A 15,917-nucleotide genomic window follows, 5' to 3' on the forward strand; every position below is an offset into this window, starting at 1 on the left:
CTTCATGTGTTAATCACTCGTTATTAGAACAATTGTGCTAAACGGTGCAATAGATATGACTTTTTCAGATGTTTTTCTTAGCGGTTCAACACTTGCATGTTCACCTTCAACAAGGACCCATTTGTCTCCATCTCCAATATCGATCACATCAGGATGATATCCTCCGTTATGAATCACAATAATCGATTCGCTAGTATGGTGCTGGTTGATTCGATATGCGAGAATAGGCCCTGGAGAATCGATAAAGTTAATTCGATTCATGTCATGACCTTCAGTCATTTTAAATGCTTCAAAATGTTTTCTAATCGAGATTAGTCCTCTAATATACTTGACATTTTCTTGGACAGCTCTCATTCTCTGCCAATCAAATCGGTTAATTTTATCTGGAGATTTATAGCTATCTTCTACCCCATTCTTTGTTCGGAAAAATTCCTGACCTGCATGAATAAATGGAATTCCCTGACAAAGTATTGTAATGGCAGTAGCCAATCTATGCATGCCTTGTTTCACTTCTTCGCTCACACTAGGATGACTGCGATTTAAGCGGTCCCATAGCGTATGGTTATCGTGACACTCCACATAATTAATGGATTGAGATGCTGTAATAAATTTTTCTCCAACACTCCCCATTATACACTTCTTTACATCTTCTTTAACTGAAAAATTTCCATTAGCGAAGCCTGTAGAGCCTGTATCAAACAATTTCCCTTTAACTGAATCTCTAAAGTGATCATTGAAATAACCGATTCTAGGCGTTTCCCGCGCATTTGAGCTCATCGCTTTCCGATGATCCGGTAGGATGGTGTTCATATGCCACCCTTCACCAAAAATCAATATCGATGGATCAATGCAATCTAACGCATAACGTACATCATTCATCGTTTCCTTATCGTGGATACCCATCAAATCGAAGCGAAATCCATCAACACCATATTCTTTTGCCCAGTAAACGACGGAATCTACAATTAACTTTCTCATCATTCTTCTTTCTGACGCCGTATCATTCCCAACGCCAGTTCCATTTGAAGGTTTTCCACCATGATCAAACCGGAAGTAGTAACCTGGCACAATTTTTTCCAAAGGGGATGCATGAAGTTGATAGACATGATTATAAACAACGTCCATAATCACTCTCAATCCCTTCTCATGAAGCTTCCCAATCATTTCTTTTACTTCTCTAATTCGCGTATAAGGTTCATGAGAATTTAATGAATAGCTTCCTTCTGGCACAAAATAATGGATAGGGTCGTAGCCCCAATTATATCCCGGAGGAGCTTTCATTTCATCCACACTACCAAAATCCTGAATTGGAAGAAGTTCAACATGCGTAACACCGAGCCACTTTATATAATTAATCCCAGAAGGAAGACCATCTTTAGGCGGTGGCTCTTCTGTAAATGCCTTATATTTCCCTCTATTTTTAAGACCACTTTTTGCTTGTGAGCTAAAATCTCTGACGTGAAGTTCATAAATAACTGCATCAGAAGGTTTTGCAAAAGTAGGTTTTGCCATAGGATTCCAGCCATCGGGGTTCGTATTTGAAGCGTTCATTACCATCCCAAACTTGCAGTTAGACGTAGCGGCTTTCGCATAAGGATCGATTGTTTCTCGCATTTCTCCATTCACATATACTGTGTAAGTGTACAGCGTTCCTTCTCCATCTTCAGGAGCTATCCCCTCGAATACACCTTGTTCTTGTTTTAGCATCGGTAATTCTTTTACCTTTTGGAATTCCTCATTATAAATATTGACGATTACTTCTGTAGCAGTCGGTGCCCATACTCGAAATATGGTTCCATTCTCAGTTAGAATTGCCCCTAGTTCACCATCATAATAATAGCGTTCATCAAATAAATCAGTTCTGACAACTTTCCCAGTAAAAACAAGACTTGTTTCACCACTCGAATGAACTAGAAAATAATTGTTTCCTGGACTATATTCATGATCAACATGCAACGAAACTAGCCTCTTTTTTCCCATTTTAGAGGTTTCTTTTACTTCAATTGAAAGATCTATATGTCCATCAGTAAGGGTGTAGGCATCTTGAACATCTAACGAGACATCAGCCATTACCGTAATCGTCTGAAAGTCATCCCAATAGGCTGTAAAAGCCTGGCTCACTTTTTTATATGCGGAATAATCTCGTATCATATGAATCCCATCCTTTGCTGAGATGCTTACAACCGTTTGTCACTACCTATCTTATTTTGAAAATCTTTTTTTGACATTTGTTCGATTTAGATTTTCATGAAAACCAACTTAATAATATCGGCCCAAGTATAGAGACACTTAGGGCACATAAACTTAACCCAATAGAACTAATAGCTGCTTCTCTCTCTCCATATTCAAGGGCTTTTGAAGTGCCAATGGCGTGTGATGCCCCACCAAATGCCATTCCCACTCCAAGAAAATTGGATATACCAAGTAGCTGAAATAACCATGGCCCTGTGACAGCACCGCCAATCCCAGCGATCATGACGAAAATAACCGCAAAAGCTGGCTCTCCACTAGTCATACTGGCTACTTCCATCGCAACAGGGGTTGTCACGTTTTTGGAAATAATTGTGGAGACAATCATTTCATTATACCCACTTATGACCGCAAGCCAATATCCTGACAAAATGCCTACTATACTTGCTATTAGTACCGTTACAAGTATTTCTAATTTGTATTTACTTAATAATTCCCTTTGTTGATATAGCGGAAAGGCAAGTGCCACAATGGCAGGTCCTAATAAAGCATCAATCCATTTCCCCCCGCTGAAATACGTGTCATATGACACATCCAAGGACGTTAAGATGATAACGAGAATAACAGTGCACGTTAGCACTGGTATCATAAATGGATAAGGAAATATCTGATAAAGACGCCGGAAAACAACATATAACAATAAAGTAATCATAAACCATAGAATCATTTGCATGATCATCATTTTTCTCTACTCCTTTCGATTAGCAAGAAACTGGCCAAGCAATCCTGTCGTTCCCATTACAACCCATGTGCTTATCAGAACGATTGGAACTAACCAGAGACTTTTTCCACTAAAGAAGTCGAGATGTTGCACAATACCGACAGTAACCGGTATAAAAAGCAACGGTAAATGATTCAATAATGTAGCTGCTCCTTGAGAAATCCAACTGACGGGAAGCCACTTTAAATAAAGTCCCAACAAGAGAAGGAGCATTCCAACAACGCTTCCTGGAATTGGAAGTGATAAGACCTTTTGGAGATAACCTCCTACAATGTAAAACCCGAACAGAAGGCCAATCTGCAAGGTGATCATAAGGAACTTATTAATTAGTGAATTCATAAGAGGCCACACATTTGTATCTCGGTTTATCATTAGGTTCAACTCGATATAGATGAATGCTTGAGACGTCCTGACTTTCACATGATAGTGACGGCCAATCAGGATGTATTTCTTTACTAGAGTCGCGCCATTTTTTTGCAAGCGTAACGTGAGGAGAATATTCCCCTTCACTAACAGGAAAACCTGCCAATTCACTCACCCGGAGTATTTCTTGATGAATTATATCCAATGGTTCTGTTCGATGGACGGAAGCGTAAAGTACTCTTGGGCGTCTATCATGACCGAAATGATCTAACCCTTCAAGCATAACCTCAAAGGGTTTACTATTCCTAACCACCCTCTCCAACCCTTGATGAAGTACAGATAACTGTTCTTCTTCTGCTCCACCTAAAAAAGCTAGTGTAATATGAAAATCTTCAGGATACACCACATGTTTAAACAATTCTAAAGGAGAGCTTTCTTGAATTTCTTGAAGCGTTCTTCTAAGTTGTGGTTGGATGGGGAGTGCTATAAAATAATGTGTATTCAACTTACTCACTCTTTCTATCCTAATTCTATTCTACCAAAAAAACTGAATAATCTTTTATCTTTTTGCTTTTAAGCTAGTTCTTATTACTTAAGATTTATCTTTTGCTATAATGGGGAACAGTAATAGGAAACATTATCTGTTGGGCTCCACCGATATTATTACTCTCTATACTCTTACCTATTAAATAAGGTAAATAACCTTAACTTGTCTGAAAAGGATGTGCTTATATGATCTATGAAAATATGGCTGATCTTATTGGTGATACACCATTACTTAAATTAAACCGTGTTCCAAACCCAGACGGAGCAAAAATTTACGCCAAACTAGAGTATTTCAACCCCAGTCGAAGCGTAAAAGACCGCGCAGCGTTCAATATGATTGAAAAAGCTGAGCAAGATGGGTTACTCAAAGAAGGTTCAACAATCATCGAGCCTACTTCTGGAAATACAGGTATTGGTCTTGCCATGAATGCAGCGGCTAAAGGATATCCAGCTATTATTGTTATGCCCGATAATGCTACGCAAGAGCGAATCAAGCTTCTTAAAGCTTACGGATCAAAAGTCGTATTAACTCCATCTTCTGAGAAAATGCCTGGCGCAATTAAAAAGGCCAAAGAAATTGCCGAAACAATTAAAAATAGCTTTATCCCAATGCAATTCGAAAATGCAGCTAATCCGGATGCTCATAGGACATCAACGGCTCTTGAGATTATTGAAGGAATGAAGCAGATCGGCGTTACACCGGCAGCCTTTATCTCAACAGCTGGTACTGGCGGAACTGTAACAGGAACAGGAGAAGTACTGAAAGAACACTACCCTGACTTAACCGTTCATGTTGTGGAACCTGAAGGCTCACCAGTGTTGTCTGGTGGAAAGCCCGGAAAACACAAGCTTGTTGGAACAAGCCCAGGCTTTATTCCAGATATTCTTAATACGTCTGTCTATGATGAAGTTATTAAAATTTCAGATGAACAGGCATACGAAGTAACCAGGAAACTTGCTCGAGAAGAAGGGCTTCTTGTGGGACCCTCATCAGGTGCAGCCGTATATGCTGCTATGCAAGTTGCTGAACGTTTATCACCTGACCAAGTTGTTGTCACAATGACCTGCGATTCCGGTGAACGATACCTTTCAAGTGATTTATTCAGCTCTAAATAAAAGAAGTGATCTTTGATTTATCATTAATTAGTCAGCGCCATGCCAATGTTGGCATGGCGCTCATTCTATTATTTTGCAAGTTCATAAATAGCTTCAGCATAAATGGCTGTTGCTTTTAATAAATCTTCTATATCAACATACTCATCTTTTTGATGAGCGAGTTGTGGCTTCCCTTCAAATAAAGCACCGAACGCAACCCCCGCTTTTAGTGAACGAGCATAAGTCCCTCCACCAATCGATAAAAGTCTTGCTTGCTCACCAGTCTGCTTTTCATACACCTTTTGAAGCTTTTGAATCAATTCATGATCCTCAGGTACGTGATGGGGTGTCATATGATCAACTACATTCATTTGCACTTCCAGTGGTTCAGTTACTTTATTGAACGTTCTCTTAACATCATCGAACGAGCATGTAACAGGGTAGCGCAGATTAATGCCAATTCGCCCTTCATGATTAGCTTTATATGAAAATGTACCTGCGTTCATCGTTAGAGAACCTGTTACCTTATCTTCGTAAGCTACACCAAACCGCTCCCCATTAAAATCATTCAGGAGCCACTTAGTAATAAATCCAATATAGTTGGCGCCATTTTGATCGAGAGCTTGTTCATCTAGAAATTCAGCTAATTTGAAGGCTGCATTTAATCCTTCATGGGGAGCAGATCCGTGGACAGATACACCGTGCACTTCAAGTGATAGTTCCTGATCTAGTGTTACACGACCTTCTAAACCTTTCTTTTCTAAAAATAGCTCGAATGCTTTCTTTGCGTCAAGTAACTCAGCTTCATCCCCCTCACATTTAGCACTAGCAAAATCGGGAACCATGTTCAAACGCTGACCGGAAATAAATGATTGAAGAATCATTCCTTCTTTCTGAGTGTCATTAACAGGAAAAACCCATTCGAAATCAGCAATCCCCTTCTCCGCATGTATAATAGGGAAAACTGCATCAGGTGCAAAACCCATGTCTGGCATTTCTTCATATTTAAAATATGTGTCTACACAGCGCCATGAACTTTCTTCATCTGTCCCGATAATCATTCGCACTCGCTTTGAGACTGAAGGCAAAAGCTCTTTCACTATATTCATCGCCCAATAAGCAGCAATAGTTGGTCCTTTATCATCAATAGCTCCTCTAGCAAACAACTTTCCATCGCGTAGATCAGGATCAAATGCTGGAGTCGTCCAACCATTTCCCGCTGGAACAACGTCCACATGACACAGCACACCTACAATGTCTTCTCCTTCACCAAATTCTAAATGTCCTGCCACATGTTTAACATCCTTCGTTTGATAGCCATCTCGCTCACCTAAAGCAAGCATGTAATCAAGAGCTTCTTTTACGCCGGGACCAAACGGTGCTTCTTCATTTCCTAGCTCTTCTTCTAGCACACTTTCGATTTTCAAAAGTCCTTTTAAATCAGCTAACAAATCTTCTTTTCGATTGATCACTTCTTTTTTCCAATTTATACTCTCCATATTATTTACACCTGCCTACTTATTTTTTCATATACGCTTTTATCACAAATCACAAATAATTTTGCGTCACGTGAAATTGGTTCATCAAGACGGCGATTTATATCCATGCGGTTACCATCTGCAACCAATGTGGCACCCTGCTGTAATAAGTCCTGAAAGGCTTCCCTATATGTATTCCAATCTGGATGAACAGCTATTTCATATAAATTATCACCATGTCCTCGACTTAATAGCTGAGAATAGACGCCTGATATTCCTTTCGTAAATGCTGATCTAACCGCCATGCGAGATACAGCTTCATGCGAAAGTACAAATTCATCTACCTGGACATGAGTGAAATTCTTTATGTGCTCTTCTTTCATCACTTCAACCGTTGTGTGAATATCAGTTGACATGCGTTCGATCGAACTAGCAATAATCAACGATTTCCCATCAGCAAGAAGAGAATCGTGGATAGCATCATCCGAAAACACCAGAACCGCCTTCGCTTTCATTATATCCGCTTTTTTGAGAGTGGCTTCTTCAGCCGCATCCCCCTGTATATAATGAATGTTATCTTCTGTTAGCGGGGTTTTTGGTAGTTTATCAATGATGACAATCTCACATTTATCAGAATCCCTAATCTCTGATACGGCATATGCCGCCTTTTGTGACCACCCTATTATAACAATATGATTATCTCCCTGATACGGCATTTTCCCTTCCTCCTTTCGCTTTTTAATTTCTGCAAATCCGTCCACAAACTTACCGATAACCACACCAATTAATCCAATTCCTGCGATATAGAGAAACATTGCATAGATTCTTCCTCCAACTGTGACAGGGAAGTAGTCTCCATATCCTACTGTCGTAACGGTCGTCATAACCCACCAAAATGAATCAAAGAGTGAAGGAAATGTCTCAGGTTCGAGTAAACGCATAACAAAAGCACTTATGATCACTAATGCTATAGCGACAATGATCATAAACCGGTTGTTTAATTTAATCGCATTTTTAATAAATATTCGAAATAACACCAGCACACGCCTCCTCTCAATATTAGTCCTTTAAGAATAGCAAAGGTAAGTTCGATAAGGAAGTTTGACTCAAAAGAAATGAAATTTTTTGCCGAAATAACAGAATTATTGTAAAATAAACTTTAAAGAGGGGGTGTAAGTTCGCCCAAAAGAGGGAAATGGGAGTAGGAGTGGAATTAAATAATAATACCAATCAATCGCTTATCTTATGAAAGTGGTCATACCTATTCGTCAATACACCAAGTTGGGGAACCCAACACATCCAGAAATCACTTCCAGTCATAATCGGAGCACTCAACCAAACTTTCATGAAAAAATCGAAGGAACAATTAGAAAATTAAGTATATCTTTACGTTTCCTTCATATGGTTTTAATAGTCACTATTTATGCTAAGGATAAGGCATTGATTACATGTTAGGGAGTGGTTCTTTGAGTATTACTTCAACTGATCGTATGATGACCCGTATCAAGTCTATCTATTTATTTATTAGCAAGCATGGTACTGTCAGCACTAATGAGTTAGTTGAAGAGTTTGGGATTACCCAGCGCACTGTTCAAAGAGATTTAAACGTGCTGGCCTACAATGAACTAGTCAAAAGCCCAAACCGAGGATTCTGGACAACCACAAGCAAGAGAGTAAAAGTTGGATAACAAAATAAATTCACTCGTAAAACCTGGCTTTTCGTCAATGTCATTCTGACGAAGGCCTTTATTTTTGGTCTCTTTCACTTTTAATTTTGGATATGTTAGCTTCTATTGTTGATTTTCGATTTTTGAATCATTGAAGTGAGTATTCGCTTTAAATGCCTAAATGAGCTAAAATTCAACAACGCTTATTAACACAGCCCTCTAATTAAGGAGACCACGATAAAAGCCCTGCTACTAGAGCAGGGCTTTCATCATTTATTTTTTCAATAATGAGTGATGATAATTCGCTGGAACCATGATTTTATCATGACGATAACTTACAGATTGATCCGCACTTAGAAAAGGGTGATCACTTGAAAGAAAATCAGATAAGAAACCCTCTGAAAGATAAAATCCTTCAATCTGTCCATCCTTATGAATCACGATATCTTTCACCTTCCCTAACTCTTCACCATCCTCTGTTAGCACCTGACATTTATCCAACGATTTATATGAACATTGATCAATTAAAACGGAGGATTGCACTTCTTCTTGTTGATTATGAAGAAGGTAATCATCACCTTCCCAATTGATCTGATTATATGAAATAATCATCGTTTCATCGGCTTCCTTTTCTTTTCGGTCATCGTCTGTAACAGGATAGTTATCAGGAGTAAACTGCCCCCCAGAGGCTTGAATAGAATGAAGCATTTCATCTGAATGATGATCTGGTATTGCATTCTGCTTATTCGTTGCTTCTTTTTTCTGAACCTCAACAAACGTTGCTTTAGAAAGTGATCGATCGAAATAAACCTGCTTTACAACAAATTCAGCTGTTGAATCATTCTTAAGCTTTTGATTCAGCACTTCTTTTCCAACCTTAATCATGAACATCCTCTCCTTCGCGACTGACTAGTAAGGGTATTCCCCAGCTACACGAAAAGAAAACGGTAAAGTAAACCTTCCTTCATCAGAGGAGGACTTACTTATGCAGAATGTCTACTTCTTCAGCTGTTAATTCGCGGTACTCCCCCGGTTCTAAATCGCGATCAAGGTGAATATCCCCCATTTGAATCCGCTGCAAATAAACGACTTGCTTTCCGACTGCTTCAAACATCCGCTTTACTTGATGAAACTTCCCTTCATGTATCGTTAATTCAATCTCCGAGACCTCATCCGATGATAGAATGGTCAATTCACCTGGTTTTGTTTCGTAACCATCATCAAGAGTGACACCTTTTTCAAAAGCATGAACATCTTCTTCTGTAACAACACCATTAATATTAGCGAAGTATGTTTTAGGAACATGATGTTTTGGTGACGTTAAATGATGCGCGAGCTTTCCATCATTCGTAATGATAAGCAATCCTTCTGTATCTTTATCAAGACGACCGACAGGAAATGGTTCAAAAACTTGATCATCAGGAATGAGAATGTCAATGACGGTCTCATCGTCTTCATCTTCCGTTGCTGAAATCACACCTGCTGGCTTATTCATCATCAAATAAATAAATTCACGATATTCAACTATTTCTTCATGAACCGTTACTTGGTTCTGTTCAGTGTTAACGTGTTGCTTTGGATCTTTAATGATCTCTTCATCAACGCGGACAACGCCTGTCTTAAGAAGTTTTTTTACTTCCTTTCTAGTTCCATAGCCCATATTTGCCAATAGTTTATCTAAACGCATAAAATCAATCCTTTTCCATATTTTTTCCACGATTTATTTACTTTTTTAGCATACTTTCTAGTTCTGAAGGGTATGTAAACGTTAAATGCCAATATGCACGTTTGGAGTGAATCGAATGACTGTGAAAGTTGGACTTTTAGCAACGGCTCGTAAGAAAAGTAATAAATCAGCTCCTGTTACAGAATTTTACCAGAGTCCTTTATTTCAAAAAACGCTTGAGTATGCATCACACCACTATGATCGCATGTATTTTTATAATGCCAAAGACGGCCTCTTATTACCAGACGACATCATGGATCCATATGATGTATCCATCAAAACATTTACACATCATCAACGTGAGGAGTGGGCTCAAAAAGTAATTGAGCAATTCTCTCAGTATGAAACGTCTACAGATATTGTTGTGTGTTTGCACGGAGGATCTGTCTATCGCAAACACCTTGAACCGCAGCTAAATCATTTCAATTACAAATATGAGGTTCCTCTCAAAGGTCTTGGAATTGGAGAACAATTAAGCTGGTATCAGAAAAACTCAGTATAACACGGGACATATGCCCAGCAACACTGCCCAGCACTCACATACACTATCAGGTACCTATTTAAGGAGGGATCTTTATGTATGATCGTCAGCAAGGGCAAGGGTATCAAATGTATCCCGGATTCCCAGGATATCCTGGTCAGCCCGGTTACCCTGGCCAACCAGGATACCCAGGAAACATCGAGCAGCAATTAAGAGAAATTGAGCGTCAATTAAGACGACAGGATCGTCGAATTACAAGGATTGAAAGACAAATTGGAATAAGAGATGAGGACTACGGATATTAATATCATCTCTCAAAAAAATGAAGGCCATTTTGGCCTTCATTTTTTAACGTCTTTTTAAGAATGAGAATCGCTCTCCTAAAATTAAGCCTGCAAGGTTTGATCGGTAGGATAGCCATAGAAATACAATTCCTCCAACTGTTACTCCAATCAACAGGTTAATGATTGAATACAGCATGCTACCACCTTCACTTGTTGAAAGATACAAATCAGGTATGAGAAATTCCAATGGTAGTATCGAAAGTTTAGAAGCCACGGCCATCACGACAACAAAGATACCGATAAGCAGCAATCTCCTTGAAAGAAAACCAAATTCGTATTCAGTATATTTCTTAATAATAATGATCGTAATTAACACCGATGTAAACAATCCAAGATTTGTAGCTAGGATAGAACCTTTCCCTTCAAAAATTGTGACGAATGGGTAAGTTAAGCCTGCTTTAAGGGCTAATCCTGCAAGTAAGCTATAAACCGCAAATTTTTGTTTATTTATTCCCTGTAGGATAGCAGCCGTTACAGAGAAAAGAGCAAACAATATAGCAGTTGGCGCATACCACATTAACAACGAACTTCCGAGTTCCTGATTCACTGTAGGATATAGCACTCTAAATATCGGTTCAGATAGAACCGCTAGTCCAATTGCGGCTGGAGTAGTCAAAAACAATAAAATCTGGAAGGTTTGTGTTAACTGAGTTTGCAAAGCACCTTCACGATTTGCTGTAAATGATTTCGTAATGGCCGGTATAATCGTCATTGAAAGAGCTGTTGCAAGAGAAACTGGGATCATAATCAATTTATGAGCAAGGCCTGTAATAATCGCAAAAACTTCTTCATAAGCGGGTTTATCATAACCAATACTCTTTAGCGCCGGATTAATTAATAAAGTATCAATTTGCAAATACAATGGAATTGCTAGACCAACAACGACAAACGGAAGAGCGTACGTAATAATTTCTTTATACATATCCTTTAACGACACATTATGATCAACCGTACTTTCAGCCAAATGTTGATCTAAAGCAGGTTTACGTTTTCTGTAATACCAGAAGACGACCATCAGTCCACCTACTGCACCAACGAAAGCGCCAAACGTAGCGTACGTAGCAGCAGTTGCCTCATCTCCGTCCATAAATTTCATAATAATAACACTTGATACTAGAATAAAAACAATACGAAAGATTTGTTCAACGACTTGCGAAACGGCCGTTGGCCCCATTGATTGAAGCCCCTGGAAAAACCCTCGAGTTAAACTCATAATCGGTACGATCAATAACGCCATACTCACAACACGGATAACCAATGTTACATCAGCAATCGTGTTACCTTCATTACCTTCATCAATGACGATATGAGCAATTGGTTCTGCCAATAAAAAGAGAGCTAAAAACGCAACGAATCCAGTAAGAGACATTAAAAGAAGTCCTGATTTAAACAGCCTCCGACCAGTTCGATAATCCCCGAGAGTATGATATTTAGATACAAATTTAGAAACAGCCAATGGAATCCCAACCGTAGACAGGCTAAGCATAATGGTATAAGGAGTATAAGCATACGTATAAAGCGCTACCCCCTGTGTACCAACTAGTGCTGTAAAAGGAAACATATAAATCATACCAATAATCCTAGAAAAAAGGGTGGCTGCAGATAACAGCATCGTCCCTCTAATCACATTTGAATCAGACATTTCTCCATCTCCTACTTCTAACCATTCAACTATATCTATTCGTCATCTATCAACAATTTTCAACAGTTATGAAATACACTTCTCCATTTTAAGCTATTTACCTAGTAACAACAAATATAAATTTTTGTGAAACTTTTATAATCAGTACAAATTGTGGTATGTTTGTGTGTAGCAAAATGAGAGAGGTGTAAGTATGAACTATGATGTCATTGTGATTGGCGGTGGCCCGTCCGGACTCATGGCGTCTGTATCAGCGGCTGAACATGGAGCAAAAGTACTTCTCGTTGATAAAGGTAATAAGCTTGGGCGAAAACTAGCCATTTCTGGGGGAGGACGGTGTAATGTCACTAACCGCCTTCCACTAGATGAACTAATTAAATTCATTCCAGGTAATGGGAAGTTTTTATTCAGTGCATTTAACATATTTGATAATGAGGATATCATCACATTCTTTGAAGATCTAGGCATTAAATTAAAAGAAGAAGATCACGGTAGAATGTTTCCCGTAACTGATGATGCAAAATCTGTTGTAAATGCGCTCCTAAACAAAGTACGCCAGTTGAATGTGACTATCCAAGTAAACACCCCAGTTGAGAAAGTTCTATATAGGGATGGAGAAGTAGCTGGAGTGAAGCTACAAACAAAAGAAGAGATCCACTCTTCAAATGTAGTTATTGCAGTAGGAGGAAAATCTGTTCCACATACTGGTTCAACAGGTGATGGATATGCATGGGCAAAAGAAGGTGGTCATACCATCACAGATCTTTATCCTACTGAAGTGCCTCTTACATCTAGTGAACCTATTATCAAAAATAAAGAACTGCAGGGCTTATCGTTAAGAGATGTCGCCCTATCCGTTCTCAATCCAAAAGGAAAGATAATAAAGACACATCGATGGGATATGATCTTCACTCATATCGGACTATCTGGCCCCGCTGTTCTTCGCTGCAGTCAATATGTCGTTAAAGCAATGAAAAAATTTAATGCTCAGTATATTCCCTTACAAATTGATGCCGTACCAGATCAAAACGAAGAAGAATTATTTCGCGAGCATATGAAACTCGCAAAAGAAGAGCCAAAAAAAGCGATTAAGAACATTTGGAAAAGTAAAGTTCCAGAGCGATATATGCTCTTTCTACTTAACAAAGCAGAAATTTCTCCAGATACAACTTACGCTCACTTATCGAAAGAAAAAGTGCGCGAATACGTGCGGCTATTAAAGCAGTTCCAGGTGGCCATAGACGGTACGCTTCCAATCGATAAAGCATTCGTAACAGGTGGCGGAGTATCTCTAAAAGAAATTAACCCAAAAGAAATGGCGTCAAAATTCACAACTGGTCTTTACTTTTGTGGTGAAGTACTCGATATTCATGGGTATACCGGCGGATACAATATTACATCAGCCTTCGTCACAGGCTATACAGCAGGAAAAAGCGCAGCCGAAAGGAAAGCGGAATCCGCCGTTTAGTTCAACCACTAGATATTTTTAAGGTGAATACATGCAAAGAAAGAGGGACCAGTCCATAGACAGGTCCCTCTTTCTTTCGTTTAACTTATCGTTTGTTTCGATTTCTTCCGTTATTTCGATTGTTCGATGCCCCTGGCTTCCGTGAAGATCGATGATTTCTTCCTCTTTGATCATTCTCTCTACGATCGTTACGCTCTTCATGCGAAGGTAATGCACCCTCAACGCTCTTTCTGGCAAGTTTTTTACCGATTCCCTTTTCAATCATTTGAATAAAGGCCTGATCTTTTGCAGCAATAAACGTATACGAAGCTCCATCGCCACCAGCTCGTCCCGTTCGACCAATTCGGTGGATATAGCTCTCTGTATCTTGAGGAATATCATAATTAAAGACATGGGTAACACCTTCGATATCAAGACCACGCGCTGCCACATCTGTTGCTACTAGAAGCTGGATTTTAGCATCACGGAATCGCTTGATGACACCTTCTCGTTTCGACTGTGATAAATCACCATGAAGCTCGTCAGTTAAATAGCCTCTTGCTTTTAAATCTCCATTTAGTTTACTTACTCTACGCTTTGTACGGCAGAAAATAATCCCGAGGAACGGTCTGACCTCATCGATGGTTTCGGTAAGCGATGCGAACTTCCTCCGATCGGTCGTTTCAATTACAAACTGCTCGATTTCTTCGACAGTTTTCCCTTTTTCCTTCCCTCTAATTTTCTCAGGGGAACGCATAAATCTCTTTGCAAGCTGTTTAATATCACTTGATAACGTTGCAGAAAAAAGAGCTGTAAGACGACTTTCAGGCGTTTCACTAATAATATCTTCCACTTCTCTTAGGAAACCGATATGAAGCATTTGATCAGCTTCATCTAATACAAGATAAGAAGTATGGGATAAGTCAATGGTCTCTCTCCGAACGTGATCAAGCAGACGTCCAGGCGTTGCTACAACAATGTGTACTTGTTTATTAAGGCGCTTAATCTGTCTCTCTACATCCTGACCACCATAGACAGCTAGTACATTAATGTCATCGCGATGTTCTACTAACTTCATTAGTTCCGATGAGATTTGGATGGCTAGCTCTCGTGTCGGGGTTACAATAAGAGCCTGCACTTCAGGTGCTTCTGTATCCATTTTTTCAAGTATCGGTAGTAAAAACGCAAAAGTTTTACCCGTTCCTGTCTGGGCCTGAGCAATCACGTCTTTTCCTTGTAACATAACAGGGATTGTTTCTTTTTGAATATCGGTCGGGGTACTAATCCCCTGAACTTCTAGTTGTTTAACGAGACGTTCATCAAGTCCCATTTCTTTAAATTCGTTCAAATTATTCACCTCGTGTTTAGTATAACAATTATCTTTATTATCTTTAAGGCCATAAGAAACCATGACCCATCTTGGTCAAGATTGGAACGGTTCTAAGTCCCGTTCCATATAAAAAACTGCCTCCTTTACGACTGCTGAAGAGCGGTCGACGAGACAGCCTTTACTTATTATGTCTGGTAATGACCCATTACTTTTGAAACATAATTTTGCGTTTCTTCGAATGGAGGAATCCCACCGTAACGATCAACATTCCCAGGTCCAGCGTTATAAGCTGCTAATGCAAGCTTAATATTGCCATTATATTTATCCATCATTTGCTTAATGTATTTCACGCCACCTTCAATGTTTTGTCCAGGATCAAAAGGGTCCTTCACACCAAGTGAAGTGGCAGTTGCGGGCATTAATTGCATTAATCCCATAGCTCCTGCTCCGCTAACACTATCGGATTTATAGCTAGATTCCTGTTTAATAATCGAATGAACAAGTTTTGGATCAACACTATATTTAGCCGATAATTCTTCAATATATCCATCAATTTCAAGCGATGAAGATGTGTACGAAGAATTAGTCGACGGTACTATTTGGGAATTGTATGTGCCATAGGAATTCACCGAGGTTGAGTTTACAGGGACTTCTGCTTTCATTTGCTGTCCTGTACTTTGAGTTGAGAGAGCTTGCTCAAGCATGTCTGTAAAGGAAAAAGTAGACGGCTGTTGCTTGCCTAATGCGTTAGGCTGTAGCTGTCGCAAAGCCTGTAAATCCATCATTGCACGTATAAGATCTGCTTTCATTTCAACACCTCGGTGTAG

The 15,917-nt window shown here is 39.3% G+C and carries 16 protein-coding genes; 5 read left to right on the forward strand and 11 right to left on the reverse strand.

What is annotated here, in order from left to right; genetic code table 11:
* Nucleotides 1-9: 9 nt before the first annotated feature.
* From pulA to thpR, 4 genes are all read right to left on the reverse strand, one after another.
* The gene (gene pulA / locus AC0VYJ_RS16325; RefSeq protein WP_475365630.1) at nt 10-2,151 is read right to left on the reverse strand and encodes a type I pullulanase; all 2,142 of its coding nucleotides are present in this window, start codon (nt 2,149-2,151) and stop codon (nt 10-12) included.
* 94 nt (nt 2,152-2,245) lie between these two features.
* Nucleotides 2,246-2,932, reverse strand: coding sequence for an LrgB family protein (locus AC0VYJ_RS16330; protein WP_475365631.1), 687 nt, complete (start codon nt 2,930-2,932; stop codon nt 2,246-2,248).
* Nucleotides 2,933-2,938: 6 nt separating this feature from the next.
* On the reverse strand, nt 2,939-3,310 hold the full coding sequence (locus AC0VYJ_RS16335; protein WP_475365632.1) for a CidA/LrgA family protein: 372 nt from the start codon (nt 3,308-3,310) through the stop codon (nt 2,939-2,941).
* On the reverse strand, nt 3,294-3,848 hold the full coding sequence (gene thpR, locus AC0VYJ_RS16340; protein ID WP_475365633.1) for an RNA 2',3'-cyclic phosphodiesterase: 555 nt from the start codon (nt 3,846-3,848) through the stop codon (nt 3,294-3,296). Before thpR ends, AC0VYJ_RS16335 begins: the two co-directional genes overlap by 17 nt.
* A gap of 218 nt (nt 3,849-4,066) precedes the next feature.
* Between thpR and cysK the strand changes: the two genes are divergently transcribed.
* On the forward strand, nt 4,067-4,996 hold the full coding sequence (gene cysK, locus AC0VYJ_RS16345; RefSeq protein WP_475365634.1) for a cysteine synthase A: 930 nt from the start codon (nt 4,067-4,069) through the stop codon (nt 4,994-4,996).
* A 68-nt stretch (nt 4,997-5,064) separates the two neighbouring features.
* Here the strand turns inward: cysK and pepV are convergent, their stop codons facing one another.
* Together pepV and AC0VYJ_RS16355 are read right to left on the reverse strand one after the other, a co-directional pair.
* Nucleotides 5,065-6,474 (reverse strand): dipeptidase PepV, encoded by a 1,410-nt coding sequence (pepV, locus tag AC0VYJ_RS16350; protein WP_475365635.1) that lies wholly within the window; start codon nt 6,472-6,474, stop codon nt 5,065-5,067.
* A 5-nt stretch (nt 6,475-6,479) separates the two neighbouring features.
* On the reverse strand, nt 6,480-7,490 hold the full coding sequence (locus AC0VYJ_RS16355) for a potassium channel family protein (RefSeq protein ID WP_475365636.1): 1,011 nt from the start codon (nt 7,488-7,490) through the stop codon (nt 6,480-6,482).
* Nucleotides 7,491-7,901: 411 nt separating this feature from the next.
* On the opposite strand from AC0VYJ_RS16355, the gene AC0VYJ_RS16360 reads away from it, so the two are divergent.
* A complete protein-coding gene (locus tag AC0VYJ_RS16360; RefSeq protein WP_159783850.1) occupies nt 7,902-8,141 on the forward strand; it encodes a DeoR family transcriptional regulator in 240 nt (79 codons plus the stop codon).
* 252 nt (nt 8,142-8,393) lie between these two features.
* On the opposite strand, the gene AC0VYJ_RS16365 is transcribed toward AC0VYJ_RS16360, so the two are convergent.
* Nucleotides 8,394-9,005, reverse strand: a complete 612-nt coding sequence (locus AC0VYJ_RS16365) for a PRC-barrel domain-containing protein (RefSeq protein ID WP_283153849.1) — start codon at nt 9,003-9,005, stop codon at nt 8,394-8,396.
* A gap of 94 nt (nt 9,006-9,099) precedes the next feature.
* The gene (locus AC0VYJ_RS16370) at nt 9,100-9,807 is read right to left on the reverse strand and encodes a pseudouridine synthase (RefSeq protein ID WP_475365637.1); all 708 of its coding nucleotides are present in this window, start codon (nt 9,805-9,807) and stop codon (nt 9,100-9,102) included.
* A 115-nt stretch (nt 9,808-9,922) separates the two neighbouring features.
* On the opposite strand from AC0VYJ_RS16370, the gene AC0VYJ_RS16375 reads away from it, so the two are divergent.
* On the forward strand, nt 9,923-10,348 hold the full coding sequence (locus AC0VYJ_RS16375) for a DUF6884 domain-containing protein (RefSeq protein WP_194219218.1): 426 nt from the start codon (nt 9,923-9,925) through the stop codon (nt 10,346-10,348).
* Between the two features lie 74 nt (nt 10,349-10,422).
* Nucleotides 10,423-10,632 (forward strand): hypothetical protein, encoded by a 210-nt coding sequence (locus tag AC0VYJ_RS16380; protein ID WP_194219217.1) that lies wholly within the window; start codon nt 10,423-10,425, stop codon nt 10,630-10,632.
* Between the two features lie 43 nt (nt 10,633-10,675).
* Here the strand turns inward: AC0VYJ_RS16380 and AC0VYJ_RS16385 are convergent, their stop codons facing one another.
* Nucleotides 10,676-12,313: a putative polysaccharide biosynthesis protein gene (locus tag AC0VYJ_RS16385; RefSeq protein WP_475365638.1), complete on the reverse strand. Its 1,638-nt coding sequence runs from the start codon at nt 12,311-12,313 to the stop codon at nt 10,676-10,678.
* Nucleotides 12,314-12,506: 193 nt separating this feature from the next.
* Here AC0VYJ_RS16385 and AC0VYJ_RS16390 point away from each other — a divergent pair, with 193 nt between their 5' ends.
* Nucleotides 12,507-13,781 (forward strand): BaiN/RdsA family NAD(P)/FAD-dependent oxidoreductase, encoded by a 1,275-nt coding sequence (locus tag AC0VYJ_RS16390; RefSeq protein WP_475365639.1) that lies wholly within the window; start codon nt 12,507-12,509, stop codon nt 13,779-13,781.
* An 85-nt stretch (nt 13,782-13,866) separates the two neighbouring features.
* On the opposite strand, the gene AC0VYJ_RS16395 is transcribed toward AC0VYJ_RS16390, so the two are convergent.
* Nucleotides 13,867-15,117: a DEAD/DEAH box helicase gene (locus AC0VYJ_RS16395; protein ID WP_475367504.1), complete on the reverse strand. Its 1,251-nt coding sequence runs from the start codon at nt 15,115-15,117 to the stop codon at nt 13,867-13,869.
* Between the two features lie 158 nt (nt 15,118-15,275).
* Nucleotides 15,276-15,899, reverse strand: a complete 624-nt coding sequence (locus tag AC0VYJ_RS16400) for a lytic transglycosylase domain-containing protein (protein ID WP_430245953.1) — start codon at nt 15,897-15,899, stop codon at nt 15,276-15,278.
* Between the last annotated feature and the right edge of the window lie 18 nt (nt 15,900-15,917).

The sequence above is a fragment of the Anaerobacillus sp. 63XJN7_5_ISO-PGPR-S23-430 genome (assembly GCF_056173695.1).

What these genes read in the sequence shown, in the direction of transcription:
- pulA (WP_475365630.1), bottom strand. Translation starts at nt 2,151, where the DNA reads ATGATACGAGATTATTCCGCATATAAAAAAGTGAGCCAGGCTTTTACA.
- AC0VYJ_RS16330 (WP_475365631.1), bottom strand. Translation starts at nt 2,932, where the DNA reads ATGATGATCATGCAAATGATTCTATGGTTTATGATTACTTTATTGTTA.
- AC0VYJ_RS16335 (WP_475365632.1), bottom strand. Translation starts at nt 3,310, where the DNA reads ATGAATTCACTAATTAATAAGTTCCTTATGATCACCTTGCAGATTGGC.
- cysK (WP_475365634.1), top strand. Translation starts at nt 4,067, where the DNA reads ATGATCTATGAAAATATGGCTGATCTTATTGGTGATACACCATTACTT.
- pepV (WP_475365635.1), bottom strand. Translation starts at nt 6,474, where the DNA reads ATGGAGAGTATAAATTGGAAAAAAGAAGTGATCAATCGAAAAGAAGAT.
- AC0VYJ_RS16360 (WP_159783850.1), top strand. Translation starts at nt 7,902, where the DNA reads ATGTTAGGGAGTGGTTCTTTGAGTATTACTTCAACTGATCGTATGATG.
- AC0VYJ_RS16365 (WP_283153849.1), bottom strand. Translation starts at nt 9,005, where the DNA reads ATGATTAAGGTTGGAAAAGAAGTGCTGAATCAAAAGCTTAAGAATGAT.
- AC0VYJ_RS16370 (WP_475365637.1), bottom strand. Translation starts at nt 9,807, where the DNA reads ATGCGTTTAGATAAACTATTGGCAAATATGGGCTATGGAACTAGAAAG.
- AC0VYJ_RS16375 (WP_194219218.1), top strand. Translation starts at nt 9,923, where the DNA reads ATGACTGTGAAAGTTGGACTTTTAGCAACGGCTCGTAAGAAAAGTAAT.
- AC0VYJ_RS16380 (WP_194219217.1), top strand. Translation starts at nt 10,423, where the DNA reads ATGTATGATCGTCAGCAAGGGCAAGGGTATCAAATGTATCCCGGATTC.
- AC0VYJ_RS16385 (WP_475365638.1), bottom strand. Translation starts at nt 12,313, where the DNA reads ATGTCTGATTCAAATGTGATTAGAGGGACGATGCTGTTATCTGCAGCC.
- AC0VYJ_RS16390 (WP_475365639.1), top strand. Translation starts at nt 12,507, where the DNA reads ATGAACTATGATGTCATTGTGATTGGCGGTGGCCCGTCCGGACTCATG.
- AC0VYJ_RS16400 (WP_430245953.1), bottom strand. Translation starts at nt 15,899, where the DNA reads ATGAAAGCAGATCTTATACGTGCAATGATGGATTTACAGGCTTTGCGA.